At 48.1% G+C, this 16,014-nt stretch carries 14 protein-coding genes; 11 read left to right on the top strand and 3 right to left on the bottom strand.

What is annotated here, in order from left to right; genetic code table 11:
* Positions 1-455: 455 nt before the first annotated feature.
* From ACESLU_RS00895 to ACESLU_RS00855, 9 genes are all read left to right on the top strand, one after another.
* Positions 456-1,043 (top strand): hypothetical protein, encoded by a 588-nt coding sequence (locus ACESLU_RS00895; RefSeq protein ID WP_372633813.1) that lies wholly within the window; start codon positions 456-458, stop codon positions 1,041-1,043.
* A gap of 42 nt (positions 1,044-1,085) precedes the next feature.
* Positions 1,086-2,378, top strand: a complete 1,293-nt coding sequence (gene hflX, locus ACESLU_RS00890) for a GTPase HflX (RefSeq protein ID WP_372633811.1) — start codon at positions 1,086-1,088, stop codon at positions 2,376-2,378.
* A gap of 27 nt (positions 2,379-2,405) precedes the next feature.
* Complete coding sequence (locus tag ACESLU_RS00885; protein WP_372633808.1) at positions 2,406-3,074, top strand: CBS domain-containing protein; 669 nt, start codon at positions 2,406-2,408, stop codon at positions 3,072-3,074.
* 372 nt (positions 3,075-3,446) lie between these two features.
* Positions 3,447-4,169 (top strand): sulfotransferase family 2 domain-containing protein, encoded by a 723-nt coding sequence (locus ACESLU_RS00880; protein WP_372633806.1) that lies wholly within the window; start codon positions 3,447-3,449, stop codon positions 4,167-4,169.
* A gap of 381 nt (positions 4,170-4,550) precedes the next feature.
* Positions 4,551-5,627: a Wzz/FepE/Etk N-terminal domain-containing protein gene (locus tag ACESLU_RS00875; RefSeq protein ID WP_372633804.1), complete on the top strand. Its 1,077-nt coding sequence runs from the start codon at positions 4,551-4,553 to the stop codon at positions 5,625-5,627.
* Between the two features lie 80 nt (positions 5,628-5,707).
* Positions 5,708-7,252 carry a flippase gene (locus ACESLU_RS00870; protein ID WP_372633801.1) on the top strand — a complete coding sequence of 515 codons (1,545 nt, stop codon included), beginning with the start codon at positions 5,708-5,710 and terminating at the stop codon, positions 7,250-7,252.
* Positions 7,253-7,534: 282 nt separating this feature from the next.
* Positions 7,535-8,437, top strand: a complete 903-nt coding sequence (locus tag ACESLU_RS00865) for a glycosyltransferase family 2 protein (protein ID WP_372633799.1) — start codon at positions 7,535-7,537, stop codon at positions 8,435-8,437.
* 17 nt (positions 8,438-8,454) lie between these two features.
* Positions 8,455-9,684, top strand: coding sequence for an O-antigen ligase family protein (locus tag ACESLU_RS00860; RefSeq protein ID WP_372633796.1), 1,230 nt, complete (start codon positions 8,455-8,457; stop codon positions 9,682-9,684).
* The gene (locus tag ACESLU_RS00855; RefSeq protein WP_372633793.1) at positions 9,684-10,736 is read left to right on the top strand and encodes a glycosyltransferase family 4 protein; all 1,053 of its coding nucleotides are present in this window, start codon (positions 9,684-9,686) and stop codon (positions 10,734-10,736) included. The genes ACESLU_RS00860 and ACESLU_RS00855 overlap by 1 nt, the downstream gene beginning before the upstream one ends.
* 270 nt (positions 10,737-11,006) lie before the next feature.
* Here the strand turns inward: ACESLU_RS00855 and dapF are convergent, their stop codons facing one another.
* From dapF to ACESLU_RS00840, 3 genes are read right to left on the bottom strand one after another with little or no spacing between them, the layout of a single operon-like run.
* Positions 11,007-11,843 (bottom strand): diaminopimelate epimerase, encoded by an 837-nt coding sequence (gene dapF, locus ACESLU_RS00850; protein ID WP_372633791.1) that lies wholly within the window; start codon positions 11,841-11,843, stop codon positions 11,007-11,009.
* Between the two features lie 2 nt (positions 11,844-11,845).
* On the bottom strand, positions 11,846-13,063 hold the full coding sequence (locus ACESLU_RS00845) for an ATP-binding protein (RefSeq protein ID WP_372633788.1): 1,218 nt from the start codon (positions 13,061-13,063) through the stop codon (positions 11,846-11,848).
* A 6-nt stretch (positions 13,064-13,069) separates the two neighbouring features.
* The gene (locus ACESLU_RS00840; RefSeq protein ID WP_372633785.1) at positions 13,070-13,738 is read right to left on the bottom strand and encodes a heme exporter protein CcmB; all 669 of its coding nucleotides are present in this window, start codon (positions 13,736-13,738) and stop codon (positions 13,070-13,072) included.
* Positions 13,739-14,099: 361 nt separating this feature from the next.
* Here ACESLU_RS00840 and ACESLU_RS00835 point away from each other — a divergent pair, with 361 nt between their 5' ends.
* Positions 14,100-14,570: a PTS sugar transporter subunit IIA gene (locus tag ACESLU_RS00835; protein WP_372633783.1), complete on the top strand. Its 471-nt coding sequence runs from the start codon at positions 14,100-14,102 to the stop codon at positions 14,568-14,570.
* A gap of 25 nt (positions 14,571-14,595) precedes the next feature.
* Positions 14,596-16,014: D-alanyl-D-alanine carboxypeptidase/D-alanyl-D-alanine-endopeptidase (dacB, locus tag ACESLU_RS00830; RefSeq protein ID WP_372633781.1), on the top strand; the 1,419-nt coding region annotated here is incomplete at its 3' end.

The raw sequence follows: 16,014 nt of genomic DNA, 5'->3' as shown, positions 1-16,014 counted from the left end.
GGGGTTGATATTGACTAATACTCCTGGTTATTCAGAGCCTTCATTTAATGACTTATAACCAAGCTAATAATGACTTATAACCAAGCTAATCAAAAAAAAGTATATGTTGCCCTCAAAAGTAACAATTATTAATATAAATGGACGTTGTAATCTCGAGTGCCTATAATACCATTCATTCTTACAAATTTGAAATACAGAGGTTCCGAACAATAGGGGGGCGGGGCTTGGACCGGAGAACAACTTGCTGATCTGTCCCCGCAAAAGCTCGCTGCACATCAGGTTCTTTTTGGCATAAAATATGGTTCAGAAAATATATAATGGATTGGAATTTGGCACGTTAAAAAAGAAAAGTAAAAAATGATGATCAGACTGGCTTATTTGTACAACATTGCTTTATTTAAATAGTAACCGCTGATTGCTACGTGGCTATGATAGCTAAATCTATACTTGAAGATATGGCTGGGACAGAATTCAATATTTTCTATTGGTTGATCTTGGGAACATTTACACTTGCGGCAGTGTTTTGGGCTACAGCTACCCTGCTCAATGTTGTTCGGCTGAGGAATATCCGGCTAAGCTGGAAGACGGGAAAAGTAAAAGGATATCCACTTTTTTCAACTCTTTTTCTGATAGCCACGATAGTGGTAGGTGGCGTGGCTGTTTACCGGGGAGAAACGGCTGAGATCATCGCTTCAGCCCTTTATATCTGGCTGGGAGTGAGCTGGTTCGGAACCAGTTTTTTTGCAAGTAAACGCTTTATTACCGACTACGGTATCGTTAAGAATGTCAACGAGCCGTCTCAGACCGTAGCCTGGCATCAGATACGCGATTTTGTAGAAAAAGAGAAAGAGGAGTACATTCACTATATTTTTATCTACAGTGCCGATATCTATGACGATTATTCTGATTTAATCCGCCTCGAGCTGGAAGTGCCGCACAAGCAGCAGCGGGCGTTTCAGAACTTGATTGCCCATAAACTCGGCCATCGAATTCGTTGTTATGTTAAAGACGACGATACCATAAATGTAGAACAGTTTAATTAATCGCAGCTGTAAATAAATCATAACTTATAGAGTAACAGTCATTTGTTTGAAGAGATACAAAATTCTGATATTGTTCAGGAGCGGGCGCTGCTGGTGGGAATATATGGTCCCCAGACGCCACGCATCCAGGCGGAAGAGTATTTAGATGAGCTTGAAATGCTCACCCGCACCGCTGGTGGTATTACGATAGACAAGGTATTGCAGAACCGCATGTCTCCCGATCCGTCCACGTATATAGGATCCGGCAAGCTTCGTGAGCTGAAGCAGATGGTCAGTGAGCACAAGATTGACACCCTCATTTTTGACGATGATCTTTCCCCGACCCAGATCCGTAATATTGAAGATGCGACGAAAGCGAAGTTGCTGGATCGCAGCGGACTTATCCTTGATATTTTTGCCTCACGCGCCCAGACAGCTGCCGCCAAAACGCAGGTAGAGCTGGCACAACTGCAGTATCTGCTTCCGCGGTTAACGCGCTTCTGGACTCACCTGTCCCGCCAGCAGGGAGGTATCGGTACACGAGGGCCCGGGGAAACGCAGATTGAGACCGACCGCCGGCTGATTGACAAACGGATCGCCACTCTCAAGGATAAGCTTGAGAAGCTTGACCGGCAGCGGACGACCCAGCGCAAAGGCCGTTCTGAAAATGTGCGGATTTCCCTGGTAGGCTATACCAATGCCGGCAAATCAACACTGATGAATGCATTGACGGATACCGAGGTATTAGCCGAAGACCGCCTGTTTGCCACCCTGGATTCGACCGTCCGCCGGTGTGAGATTGCCAATTACGAGGTCCTTTTGTCCGACACCGTCGGATTTATCCGGAAGTTGCCGCATGATCTGATAGAAAGTTTTAAATCCACGCTGGATGAAGTGCGTGAGGCGGATATCCTGCTGCACGTGGTAGACGCTTCTACCTTGATGATTGAGGACTATATCGACGTGGTGAACGACACGCTCGATGACATGAATGCCACTGAGAATAAGAAAATGCTGCTGGTGTTTAATAAAATAGATATTCTTGAGCCCCGGCAGATCGTTGAGCTGAAGAAGCAGTTCCCCAATGCGGTGTTTATTTCTGCTGAAAGAAATATCGGACTCTTGAAGCTGGAGAAACAGATTCGAAGTCTTATTGAAAAAGACTTTGTGACGGAAACCATGAGAATTCCTGCGTCAAAATACGAAGGGGTTGCTTTTTTACACCGCGAAGCCAACATTTTAGAAAAAAAATACGTAGGATCAGATGTGAAGCTGACCTTTAGTATCGCTGAACCCGATTTAATGCGGTTGAAAGCATTACTCGATAGTATTGATACGGCGGAATCAGTGATCTAAGTAAATAATCAAGCTAATAGCAGACCGATGCTGGTAAAGAAAAATCTCATAACGTCAGACTTCAATCCACTGAAGGGTACAGACACCGTTGAAGCAGTTAAGAAGCGGATGGAAGAGGAAAACGTGTATACGCTGCCTGTCACGGACAGCACGACCCATGCGCTGATCGGACAGATTAGCCGGGACGCGCTGGCGGAAGCAGATCCGACCAGCTCTGTGGCGGAGATCGATCTTGACGAACCGGTGAAAATATATCGGGAACAACATATCTTTGAGGCCGCCCGGCTCATGCTCCAGTATGAGCAGGAAATATTGCCGGTGGTCGATGAAGAGTGGACGCTGTTGGGCATTATTGAAAAAAAACGAGTGCTGGAAAAGATCCCTCAGATGCTTAATGTGACGGAAACGGGTTCTGTTATTTCGGTGATGCTTGATCGACGGGATTTATCGATTGCCGAAGTGGTGAATATCATGGAGACCGAAGGGGCCAAGATCCTGGGTATGACGGTTGAAAAATCCCGGGAATCGGGCCATTCTTTTGAAATTTCCTTCAAGCTCGATCTTGAAGATGTCAGTCGTGTGGCCGCAGCACTTCGCCGGTACGATTACGTGATTTCTACCAGCTCGGAAAACGAGGTTTTCAACCAGGATCTCGAAACCCGGGCCGACGAGCTTCTCAGATTCATCGATATGTGAACATGTCCTTGTTATATTATAAAAGGTATTGAAAAAAACAGGGGTTTTGTTCAATACCAAAGCCTGAGAGATTGGGCAAAACATCGGTTTTGCAAAAATCTCTGTAAGATGGGGTATTTAGTATCGGCCGTTTTTGTCTTTTTAAGCACCCTGCCCGCAGGTACAAGCCGTAACAGAAGCGTTATTAACGAACCCAACGTCTGTCATAACAGATAGTGGCAGGTGAGCCCGCCTTGCGATTCCTCCCACCACTTCCTTGAGTGTTGGGGTAAAAATCCTGTTATTTGGGTTTCTTCTCTTGAATTAAACACTTATTATCATCCGAATTACATAAAATTAACTTTCTAAACTTAGCTTGGGAGTAATTTTATAATGATCATATCATTGCATATGCCAAAGTGTGGGGGGACGAGTTTCAAAGAGTTGCTGAAGGGTCACTTTAAATGGCGGTTCTCCAAGGATTATGATTACCCTATACACTGGTCGCCCGGCAAGCGAAGGGAAGAGGCTATTCAGGCACGAGGGAGGATAAAAAGAAGACACCGGTATTTCTATCGGTATCGTTTTACCGAATGCATACACGGACATTTTTTGCCCTACAAATACGATTATTTTTACGGCAGGGATGGAAATAGGTTCATAACCTGGCTCCGGGACCCGATCGAGCGGCTGGTCTCTCATTATTATTTTTGGTTGCGCACCTACGAGACGGATAAACCGAAGCCGCTGCACAGAAGAGTCGTTGAAGAAGAATGGACGCTTCGTCAGTTTGCTTTTTCCGAGGAACTTAAGAATGTATATGCCGAGTTTTTATGGAATTTTTCTGTTCAGAGATTCGACTTTATCGGGATAACGGAACACTACGAAGAAGATGTGCACTATTTTGCCAATCATTACCTGGGACTGAGTGGCGTTTCAGTCCCCAAAAAAAACATCAGTCCCCGGAATTCAAAACCCCGTATTACCGATGAGGGACTCATAAAAGAACTCAAATCTTTTCATGCGCGTGATTACGAGCTCTATGACTATGCCCTTGAAGCCAGGAGAGAAAGGATGGAGACCAACGAAAAGCAACAAGCCACCGGGTGGACATAAGCGGTCCCGCGCAGAATAAGAATAATCTTTTCAGGCACCTTAAAAATCCGTATAATTTGTGGCTGTAAACATGATATTTCAATAAAGAGGCATGGAAAAAACCAGGAATGTTAATCGATATTAAAACCTGAGCAAATTCAAAACCACTGCATGTAAGAGATAAGGCATCTGAAAGGATGTTAAATTCGAGAAAAATGCAGAGATTGACCAAAAGGACGGTTTTGCAAAGTTTTCTACAATAAAAAAGAGGAAAGACTGAGTAAGGAAAACAGACATAGCGATTCGAGGTCTTCCGGCGACTCGTCGCCAAAAGACCAGCTTTCCGCTCAAGAGTATCGACTCATTCCGGTAGACGAGGAAGGGCAAAAGGGGGACAATGCGGTGAATCTGATTGAGCTGTTTCGCCTGCTGCGCGACCAGCGCCGGCTCATAGCTAAAATAACGGGCGGTTTTCTTATCCTCGGACTCGCTATCGCACTTTTAAGCCCGGTTGAATATACCTCTGAGGCTTTATTGATGCCCGAAATGAAAAGCAGTGAAAGTTCGGCCGGCGACTTACTGGAGAATTACGGAGGCATGCTGGGGCTGGGCAATATGGGATCGATGGATTTGTCGAAAGAGGGAACGATTGCCCCCGAGGTATATCCTAAAATCGTGCAGAGCCTCGGCTTTCAGCATCAGTTGCTTAATCAGGATATTTATTTTTCAAAGCTGGATACCACCGTTGACGGCTACACCTACTTCGAAGATATCCGTAGCCTGTCTCTTTTTGAAACAGTGCTCGAATATACCCTTGGGCTTCCGAATAAAATTGGTTCTCCGGAACCGCCTGCACCCCTGCCCGACTGGCTTCGCAGGGAGTTTGATGAAGCCGCCATTGTCGAATTGACGGACGATGAGCTTGAAATTATAGAGGACATGCAGGAACGCATATCCATCGAACTGGAAGGTGAAACAGGGGTACTGACAGTCGAGGCCACGATGCCCGATGCCGTTGCTTCTACCCAGGTAAATCGCAAGGTTATCAATATGCTGAAAGAATTTGTTAAGTCTTACAGCACACAGAAGGCCAAAGAAGACCTGGTTTTTGCCGAGACACAGCACAAGCAGGCGCGGGAGCGTCTTGAGGAAGTCCAGGGAGAACTGGCATCATTTCTGGATCAAAACGTGAATCTCGCTACGGCTAAATCCCAGGCCCGTGAACAACGACTGCAGGCAGAATTCGACTTGGCCTATAATATGTATAACAATGTTTCGCAGCAGCTGATGGAAGCCAAAATGAAAGTACAGGAACAAACGCCTGTATTCAAGGCGCTGCAAGCGGCGAATGTACCAACCCAAAAAAGTAAACCGCAGCGCCTTCTGATCCTTATCCTGTCGTTCTTTGCAGGACTTGTCGTCTCTTTCCTTTATATCGCCGGACGGAATATCTATGATAATGTCAACCGGCAACTATAACTACCTTTTGTCATAAAACCCGTTTGTCATATCAGTATCGGTGACCTATTTGTTAACTATGCTTTAATTGTTGAACACAGATGAAGCCATCGTCCAGTTCTTCTACAGAGGGAAAGGGTATTTTAGCACAAAATACGCTGGTTAATGTGATGGGGCGGGGCATACCGCTGCTCTTTGCCGTTATTGCCATACCCTTTGTTATCGATGGGCTGGGAACCGAACGTTTCGGGGTACTTACGATCGTCTGGATTGTAATCGGCTATTTCGGTCTTTTTGATATGGGGCTGGGACGGGCCACCACAAAATTTGTGGCGGACGAAGAAGTCCGGGGCGGGGGACAGCTATCGCCCATTATTTTTACTTCTATTTTTCTGCTGATCGGTTTTGGGATCATAACAGGACTGCTGATTGTGGTGGCAACGCCGTACCTGGTGAATGACCTTCTGAATATTCCCGCCCCCCTGATCGAGGAAACACGGAAAGCTTTTTATATTCTGAGCATTTCTATTCCTCTCGTTCTGGGGTCGGTGGGGGGACGCGGGGTCCTGGAGGCCCAGCAGCGATTTACCCTGGTCAACGCGGTAAAAATACCGGCAAGTACTCTCAATTATGTTGGTCCGTTATTCATACTTCCTTTCAGCAATCAGCTGCATCACGTGGTGCTGTTGCTGGTGGTCGGACGTGGAGCATCCTTTATTATTTATCTCTATTACAGCTGCCGGGATCAGCAATTTTTGAAACCATCCGAGTACCCCTTTTTCCACTGGGCCAAAAAACTGCTGGGATTCGGAGCGTGGCTGACCATCAGCAATTTTATCAGCCCCATAATGGTGTATATGGACCGCTTTATACTGGGAGCCATACTGACCATGAGCGCCGTAGCGTACTACACCACACCGTATGAAATGGTAAGCCGTCTCGGCATCATTTCCGGAGGATTTATGGGCGTGATGTTTCCGGCCTTCAGCGTCTATTCGCTGAAAGATGAGAAGAAGCTTACAGCCCTGCATCAAAAATCAATCCGCTATTTACTTTTGGCCCTGATCCCCCTGGTCACTTTTTTGATTCTTACGGCTGAACCGCTGCTCTACTACTGGCTGGGCAGCGAGTTTGCAGAAAACAGTACGCTCGTCCTGCAAATACTGGCGGCCGGGGTCCTGATCAACTGTATAGCGATGGTGCCGTCCACTCTTATACAAGCTGTGGGCCGGCCTGATATCCGGGCGAAACTCCACATGGCCGAGCTGCCGGTATACCTGGTTATGATTTGGTTTTTCGCACATTATATGGGCGTTGTCGGCGTAGCGCTGGCCTGGCTGCTGCGCGTTGTTATCGACGGCGGATTCCTGCTGTTTTTCTGTAACCGCCTGGTGTCGTTTATGAACCCGAATAATAGGGGAACGCTTTACCGTCAGTTGCTTCTGTATACTACTGTTTTCATATTTCTTGCCGTACTGTTTTTCCTCATCGAGGGACGGGTTATGGTCCTGGCATTCGGTAGTTTTGCTGCGTTGCTTAGTTTTTATCTTATTTGGTCGCGTACGCTTAAACAGGATGAACGACGGCGGGTTATCGGGCTTTCCCGGGAGGTGAAGAAAATGATTGCGTCCACCGCAGACAGATAGGTTCATGGCAAGGCGTTGCTTCATCAGGACCGGAAACCGGCCACTATAAGAAAATAGTTCTTTGCGTATCCTCGGGACCCTTTTGTGCAGTTTTCTGGTACAGGAAGGCTTTGAAAAACCGGAAATGTTAGTCAATATCAACCCCTGAGTGAATTCAAAACCAGAGCTTATAAAGCATATGTGAGGATGTTAAATTCGAAAAGTACAGAGATCGGCCAAAAAAAACGATTTTGCAAAGGCCTTCTGCAGGCCTTTTACCAACGGATTTAGTCAAAACGTGATATGACAACAACTGCAACACCGAAAGTGTATATTATCTTGGTCAACTGGAATGGCTGGGAAGATACAACCGAATGCCTCCGATCGCTGGAGGAGCTGGATTATGCCAACTATTCCGTCATTGTTGTGGATAACGGGTCCACCGACCGGTCGGTAGAGAAGATAGAGCGCCGGTTTCCCCATATTACACTTCTTAAAAACGACGAAAACCGTGGGTTCGCGGGAGGAAATAACACGGGGATTGAATATGCGATGGACCGGGACGCAGAGTATGTGTGGCTGCTTAATAACGATACGGTGGTCGACCGGCAGGCTCTTTCGCACCTGGTTGAACGAATAGAAGAAGATGCCGCTATAGGTATCTGTGGATCCAGACTCATATATTACCACCAGCGCGACACCACCCAGGCGTGGGGCGGGGGGAGATTCAACAAATGGACCGGGACGATCCGGAGTTTTGGCCAGAACAAACCGGTGGATTTGATGCCCGACCGCCGGGTCATAGAAAAGAAGATGGATTATGTGGTAGGCGCCTCGATGCTGGTTTCAGGGAGGTTTATCGACAGGGTAGGGTTGTTGAGCGAAGAATATTTTCTGTACTACGAGGAGATAGACTGGGCGATGCGCGGGGAGGGACAGTTCAGCCTGGGTTTTGCCCCCGGCAGCATAGTCTATCACAAGGAGGGCGCCTCTACCGGGGGACAGCAACTGGAACAGGCGAGCAGGAGTAGGCAGTCCGATTACTACCAGCTGAAGAATCGGCTCAAATTCACCTGCAAGTTTTTTCCGGCTTATTTGCCCGGCGTCTATTTATCCGTTATTTATGCCATGATAAACAGGATGAGGCGTGGCCAGTGGAGTAGGATTCCGATGATTATAAAACTGATGTTCACCTTTAACACATAGCCAGGAAAACTGTTACCGTGGATCTCCAAAAGTCATTTGTGGTGGGACTCTCGCTCGTAGCGCTATTCGGTACGGTAACGAACTTCGTTTATCTGAGTCCGCTGCTAACTTTTTTGGTGCCCCTGGGCATCTATGCCGTGAACAAGAATGAGCTGGCTCGGCCCATTGCCTGGCTGTATGCCTTCCTTCTCCTTTTTTTGACAAGCGTCGTCCTATACCACCCGCTTTCCCTGGTTGAGTTCGGTTTTTACCGGCGCGACGGCAACTTTATCATCTCCTACGCGCCCCTGCTTATATTGCCACTGTTTAGCTACGAGTTTAAGCTGCGGCAATATTTCCGGAGGTTTTACCTGTTTGCCGTCATCCTTTATGGCACTCTCTTTTTCTATCACCTGCTAACGGCCAACCTTGGGGGAGGACTCAACGAGGTGATCTTTGGAGGGTTATTCTATGCCCAGAATGCCGCGGGAGGATTTTTATCTATCCTGGGTTCCCTGGGGTTTGCTTACTGCTACCACCGGCGCAACAAGAAAGAGGCTTTCTTGTTATTCCTTATTTTAATAATCCTGCTGGCCACGTATTCCCGGGGGTCCATACTGGGACTGGTCCTGGGAATTATGGGCTGGTATTTCGCCATCACCGGGCGATTCAAAACGCTTCTTCTGCTGCTGTTTGTCCCCGTGCTGTTTACCATCGGCAGCCTGATGATCGGTTATCCTTTTTACAAAAGCCAGCTTGCCACGACCAATCATGTCCAGGTGGAGCTTGATGATGAAGTGGGACAGAAGAACGCCAACGTGATGATCCGGCTGTTTTATAACTTCCCTAGGGCCTATCACGTTTTTCGCCAGTCTCCGGTCCTGGGAACCGGGGTGGGATCGTATGACGATCAGCCGTTTGATTTCAAAGAAATCATTCCCGGGATACGGTATAACGCCCAGCCAAACAAGTCCCACACCGATGCCCATGCCCATCATTCGTACCTCCATATCCTTGCCGAGCAGGGGGTGGTCGGACTGGCGCTCTTTCTGGTCTTCTGGGGATCGCTCTTTTTGTACCTCAAACGGATTAAAACCCAGCCGGTGATCCGTGACTACCTGCTGATCGCCTTTTTTACGATCATTTTTTCCTCATTTACCGAGCATCGCATTACCGCCCCCGCACAGATGCTGCCGTTTACTATTTCGCTGGGCCTGTTGATTATGCACAAGGAAAATTTCAGGCGGGTTAAAGTAAAGAATAGTTAATGAGCCCAATAGTTATTAACGGACATTTTAAATCACAGGCCGTGACCGGCGTTCAGCGGTATGCCCGCGAAATTCTCCGGGAGTTTGAGCGCAAGCAGCGGGACTACCGCTATGTCGAGCCGCCTGCCTCACTCAGCTCCGACGCGCTGCGGCAGCTTTGGATGCAGGGAGTGATGCCCTTTGGTGTTGCGGGCGGGGAACTGCTGTGGTCGCCCACGAACATCGGACCAGTGCTGAGCAGGAACCAGGTTATTACCCTGCATGATATAGCCGACCGGCTGCACCCCGAATGGTTTGACGGCCGGTTTGTCCGCTGGCGGTCGCTCATTTTACCGCCCTTGCTGAAAAGAGTAAAGGGCATTATAACCGTATCGGAGTATTCCAGAAAGACCATCACGGAGTATTTCCCCTACACCAAGGGTAAGATCGAGGTCATATACAACGGAGTGCGAACCGATCATTTTTATCCCCGTCAGGACCGGGAGACGGCCGGGGTGAAAGAAGAATTTGAGCTGAACAAGCCCTTTGTCATGACCGTCGGTTCCCTGGATCCCCGCAAAAACATCAATGGGTTGCTCAAGGCCTGGAACCAGCTTCCCGAGGCAATCAGGGGGGAGGTCGAGCTGGTTGTGATAGGTGGCGGCGTCAAGTCTTTCGACTTTGAACTCAGGGAAGAAACCGATGCCTCGGTTCGCTTTTTGGGATATGTGCGGGATGATGTATTGCCCGCCCTCTATACGGCTGCCCACCTCTTTGTCTATCCCTCGCTGTTCGAAGGCTTCGGACTGCCGGTGCTGGAGGCGATGGCCTGCCGGACCCCCGTAATCACCTCCAATACCACCTCGCTGAAGGAGCTGGCCCGGGATCACGCCCTGACGGTAGATCCTCATAAACCGGAAGAGATTGCTGAAGCGGTAAGTCGATTGCTCCGCTCCGAAGAATTGCGAGATCAGTTGGCCGGAAAGGGTTATCGTTATGCGCGGGAAGGATTCAAATGGAGCGAAGCGGCTGATAAAACGTATGAGTACTTGCTGCAAAAACAACAGGAGTGAAGCTGATGAGTAAGGGGCATAAGAGCGTCCCAGATACATTCAACCAATAATAAAACAGGTTACCGGCAATAATACCTGTTCCGTTTTAAGCAGTCGATCGAATGGTTGTTCAGGGTCCTTAAAATAGACAAAGCTCAAAAAAGCAATAGATAAAGCTCAAATACGCCTGCCGGGCCGGCCGAGTACGGCTGCTATTCAGCAGTAGCGGTTTCAGTCGATTCCGGTCCCCCGCAGCCGGCAGATGCGGCAGGTATAGGGGACAGCAATACGTTACATGAAATAGGTCCCTTCGAAGACAAAATGAGCGGGTCCTTCCAGCTTAAGATTAGTGTAGGTTTGTGTCTGTGGGTCAAAGGAGAAGTAAACCAGCAACGTTCCCCCCTCTGTTATGACCTGAAAAGGCAGTTCGGTGTCGGGCCGGTTTTGCAGCTCGTGCCACACCAGGGCAGCGGCGATGGCGCCGGTCCCGCAGGCCAGCGTGAGATCTTCGACCCCGCGTTCATAGGTCTGAAGGCGAACTTCGTTATCGCCGGTTCCGCAAATAAAGTTGACGTTGGTGCCTTCCGGCTGGAAAGCAGGGTGATAGCGAAGGGTTTCCCCTTCCTGGCGCAGTAGATCTTCCTGCTGAAGCCGTTCTGCATCTGCAAGCGTGACGATATGTTCGGTTCCGGTATGGGATTGCCAGATTTTTTTGTCGTTCAGGTCCATCTGCCTGACCTCCGTCTCAACCGGAAATGAAATCCGTACGGTATTCGAGTCCATCACGCTGGCTTCGTACAGCTTGTCGTGGACCGTAAACGTGTGGTTCTTGTCAAAACCGAGGTTGCGGGCGAAAAGCGCCAGGCACCGGGCGCCGTTCCCGCACATGCCCGCGTCGCTGCCGTCCGGGTTACGGTAAAACATGGTGTAGTTGGCTTCCCCGTGTTCGGCGGGAAACAGGGCGAGCAACCCGTCGGATCCTATGCCGAATTTTCGGTCACAGAGCTTGGGAGCAAGCCGCACCAATTCCTCTTTGGAGAATAGCCGTTCCAGGTTGTTGACAACTACGAAATCGTTGCCGGTCCCCTGCATCTTGGTAAAAGTGATGGTTGTTCTGTGGGTATCCATGGTTAATCCGAAAAAGCGGGTAAATGTTTATAGGATTCTTCAGGTGCAATTTCAAGGTCACGGTCGCGCATCAGGTTGGCAAAGCGCAAAGCCAGGACCGTAAAAACAATTTTGCCCTGCACGTATTGATAAATCATCGGTTTACATTTATTCACTTCTTCAATCATCGACTGCAGGCGCGCCTCGTGAAGCGTGTCGCAAAATTTCCGGATCACATCCAGCTTGTCGGCGTTGGTGATGAGCGCTTTGTTTTCCGTAGCGCGGTACACCAGCAGGTCGCGGAGAAAGACCTCCAGCACATTCAGTATCGCAATTTGTCCCTCTATATTCTCCCGTTTCTGCCAATCCTGGGCCATCCGGGTGATTTCAACGGCATCCTGAATATAGGAAGCACGCAGGTAATCCACGATTTCCCTGCGGAGGCTTTTGAGCTGATCAACCTCATAGAAACGCGTCAGGGCATAATTGCCCCCGGATACGCGTGCCAGGTAGCTCGCATCCTCCCGGGAGAGTCCGTCATGGGCGGTCAAGGCCTGTTCGATCTCTTTTGTTTTTAAAGCAGACAGTGGAATATGCTGGCAACGTGATAGGATTGTGGGCAGCAGGGCTTCAGTATGGCTGGTGGTCAGCAGGAACATAAGGTTTTCCGAAGGCTCTTCGAGGAGCTTCAGGAAAGCGTTGGCCGCTTCCTTGCGCATATGTTCAATGTCAGTCAGCACAATAATGGTTTTGCGTCCCTCATTGGGTTTTAACCGGGCGGCCCGGCGGATATGCTTCCGGAAATAATCAATAGGATAGAATGCCTGCAGGTTCTTGGAATTCGTGTCGTCCGTGAGAGAGGGACGCAGACTGAAGTCCACGATTTCGTAGGGATCGTCGCGCAGCATCTCCAGACGGGGACGAAGTTCCATTTCTACATCGTTTTTATGAACGGCGCTGGTCGGTACGGGCAAAAAAACATGAATATCCGGGTGGGTAAACCAGGATGATTTTTTGGAAAATGCCTGGTTCCCCAGCCCGGTGAGGTTGTCAATGCCGTTTATAAGCTCCGCAAAGGCCAGAGCAAAAGCTTTTTTTCCGGTTCCTGGGGAGCCTGAGAACAGGTAGGCGTGACTGATACGCTCGGATTGCAGGATACGCTTGATCTGTTCGCGTGCGAACTGCTGTCCGACCAGCCGCCGGTCTCCAAAATCGAATGTCAGATTATTGTATTCGGTCATAGTGTTTTATTCTTCCCAAATATAGTCAAAAAGTAAGATGCCGGCTGTGATGGTCGTGCCCGTATAGCCTACAAGTGCCCAAAAATCATTCAGATAATGCTGAGAGAAATCCTCAATGAGCGCCACCTTGGTAAGCTGAACCAAAATGAGGATAAGCGGGAACAACAGGGGAATGCTCAGAACCGAAAAAATAGCTCCTTTCCGGTCTGCCTGCGAGACAATGGCGCCCAGCATGGTAGCCACGCCGGAAAGACCTGCCGTGCCCACGGTCAAAACCAACAAAAAGGCACTGCTGTCGGCAATAGATATTCCCAATAAAAAAATATAGGTGATAAAGGTCACACAGTTTACTGACAAAGTAAAGAGATAGTTGAAGCACAGTTTACCCAGGAAAACATCAATGGCCCGACTGTGAAGCCGCAACAGATCAAACGTTCGTTTGTCTGTTTCCATTACAAATGAACGGGACAGGCTGGAGAGGGCCGCAAAGAGAATAATGATCCAAACCAGGGCGCTTTGGGCGCTTTTGGGAAGCTGTTCGGCGTTCAGTGCAAATAATACAAGCAACAAAGAGGCACCTACGAATGCCAGAACGGTATTTATGGCATAGCGCGACCGGAGTTCGATCTGCAGGTCCTTGCTCAGTATGGCGGTTATTCCCTGTAATAAATTCATCAGCAAAGTTTACAAAAAAAGTAGGGAAGTATTAATTCGAATTTGGTATAAGAGGCCTTGTTTTTAAACATATAATCTTTGCTAAACTGTTATTTAGCCCAATCGCTACACGTTCCTTATTTCAAAATCCTCATGTATCGTCTACATATTATAATATACACTGCGGTTTTTGAAATCGCTCAGGCTTTGATATGGAAAAAACCCCGGGTTTTCAGAGGCCTCTTAAAACCGGATTGATTAGGGGGATAAAACATTCACCCGAAATTATTGTAGATTAGGGGAGTAATGGACTTGTATCGGAAGCTAAACGATGAGTATATTTGAGCAGCAGATGAAATAATTAAATTTTAGTCTTTTTCGCATGAATATTTTCAGCTTATTAGATACCCAAACCGTTTTGCCGAACCTGGAAGCTAATAATAAAGCTGAAATACTGGAGAAATTAGTATCAACTCTTCAAGGGCAGGTTTCGCAAGAGGAGGCCCAGAAAATCCTTGAAGCGGTCAAAGAGCGGGAAAATATCATGTCCACCGGGGTAGGAAAGGGACTCGCCATACCACATGCCAAAACAGCTGTTATCGAACAGACCTATGCTGCCTTTGCCGTGCTTAAAGAACCTGTGGAATACAATGCGGTTGACAACAAACCCGTTTCGATGGTTTTTTTGCTGGTAGGTCCGCAGTCGAGCAACAGTTTGCATATCAAGATGTTGAGCCGCATCTCGCGACTGATGAATGACAGTAATTTTCGGAATCGACTGAATGAATGCACCACTGCAGAAGAAATTATTGAACAATTTAAGAAAGAAGAGCATGTGTCTTTCAGTGGATGATTAAATTCCAATAAATCACAGTTGTATGGTTGGAAAAAATACGATTTGTACAGGTTGGGCTATATTGGTTTTGGTCGCGGTCCAGGGGAGTGAGGTAAAGGCCCAAGACGTTGTTTTTTCACCTGAAGTTATACAGACGATCGAAAACAGTCGTGTCTACGATGCTTTTTGGTCGGTTATTGTGCGCGATAGCACTGGCAAAATCCTTGAAGGCTATAATTTTGACAAGATTATTCGTCCGGCTTCCAACCTGAAGCTTTTGACGTCCGCCATGGTATTGAAGGAACTGGGACCCGACTTCCGGTATTCCACAAAAATATACGGCCTGGGCTCACAGTCTGGGAACACCTGGCAAGGTGATATCATCATTCGGGGAAGCGGCGATCCGTCCATTAGCGGGACATTCTATAACGACGATCGCTTTTATGTTTTTGAGAAATTCTACCGGGCCCTGGATTCTCTGGGCATCAGAAAGGTTGAGGGTTCCCTCATCGGCAACGATTCGTATTTCGATCAGCGGGTTTACCCGGAAGGGTGGAGCTGGGATGATCTCACATTCTATTACGGGGTAGAAATTAACGCCTTGTCGTTCAATGAAAATGCAGTCGACCTCCGCGTATACGCCAATAACAGTATAGGCGAGAAACCCCATATTGAATGGTTTCCTTTCGATACCGATTATGTGGAATTTGTTAACAAGCAGGTCATCACCCCGGCCTATTCGGAATACGACGAGTCATACCGGCGAATTATGGGTACAAACACCATTTTATTGCGGAGCACGCTGCCGCAGAATTATGTTGAGAAGGAATCGCTCTCCATTATGGACGCGCCCCGTTTTTTTGTGGATACCTTTGGAAAATACCTGGCACAGGGGACTATTACGTTTAACAGGCCTTTTTCCGTTGAAAGCCATACACGGAATTGGGAAAGTAGTCGTTATACCATCCTGAAAGAGCATCAGTCGGTTCCGCTCAGCCGACTGCTTCAGGAGATGAATAAAGAGAGCAATAATTTCTATGCTGAGATGTTGCTTAAAACCGCCGCGGCCGAGCACTATAAAACGGAGGGAAGTACCGAACTCGGTATAAGCCTGATTGAAACTTTTGCTATGGATATGGGTATGGATATAAAGGATTTGGAGATAAGCGACGGTTCGGGTCTGGCGTCCTCCACCCTGATGACGAGTGAAGACCTGAGCAGAATGCTGGTAAAAATGCGTTCTGCCCCTCACTTTGACGTGTATAAAAATAGTTTGTCGGTCGCGGGAAGAGACGGTACGCTCGAACACCGGTTTCGAAACTCACCAGTCGCAGATAAAATGCATGGCAAAACGGGATATGTTTCGGGCGTTCGAGCTCTGAGCGGATATTTGGAGTCGGCATCGGGACAGCCGCTTGTGGTCAGTATCATAACGAATAATTACACCGAGTCGACCTCTTAT

Origin of the sequence: Fodinibius sp., assembly GCF_041642155.1 — a bacterium.
Lineage (GTDB): Bacteria > Bacteroidota > Rhodothermia > Balneolales > Balneolaceae > Fodinibius.
The sequence above is the reverse complement of the archived record's forward strand: the minus strand, read 5'-3'. Positions and strand labels throughout refer to the sequence as shown.

Bases quoted from the DNA above. Each gene is read 5' to 3' on its own strand.
- ACESLU_RS00895 (WP_372633813.1), top strand. From the start codon at position 456: ATGGCTGGGACAGAATTCAATATTTTCTATTGGTTGATCTTGGGAACA.
- ACESLU_RS00885 (WP_372633808.1), top strand. From the start codon at position 2,406: ATGCTGGTAAAGAAAAATCTCATAACGTCAGACTTCAATCCACTGAAG.
- ACESLU_RS00880 (WP_372633806.1), top strand. From the start codon at position 3,447: ATGATCATATCATTGCATATGCCAAAGTGTGGGGGGACGAGTTTCAAA.
- ACESLU_RS00870 (WP_372633801.1), top strand. From the start codon at position 5,708: ATGAAGCCATCGTCCAGTTCTTCTACAGAGGGAAAGGGTATTTTAGCA.
- ACESLU_RS00865 (WP_372633799.1), top strand. From the start codon at position 7,535: ATGACAACAACTGCAACACCGAAAGTGTATATTATCTTGGTCAACTGG.
- ACESLU_RS00855 (WP_372633793.1), top strand. From the start codon at position 9,684: ATGAGCCCAATAGTTATTAACGGACATTTTAAATCACAGGCCGTGACC.
- dapF (WP_372633791.1), bottom strand. From the start codon at position 11,843: ATGGATACCCACAGAACAACCATCACTTTTACCAAGATGCAGGGGACC.
- ACESLU_RS00845 (WP_372633788.1), bottom strand. From the start codon at position 13,063: ATGACCGAATACAATAATCTGACATTCGATTTTGGAGACCGGCGGCTG.
- ACESLU_RS00840 (WP_372633785.1), bottom strand. From the start codon at position 13,738: ATGAATTTATTACAGGGAATAACCGCCATACTGAGCAAGGACCTGCAG.
- ACESLU_RS00835 (WP_372633783.1), top strand. From the start codon at position 14,100: ATGAATATTTTCAGCTTATTAGATACCCAAACCGTTTTGCCGAACCTG.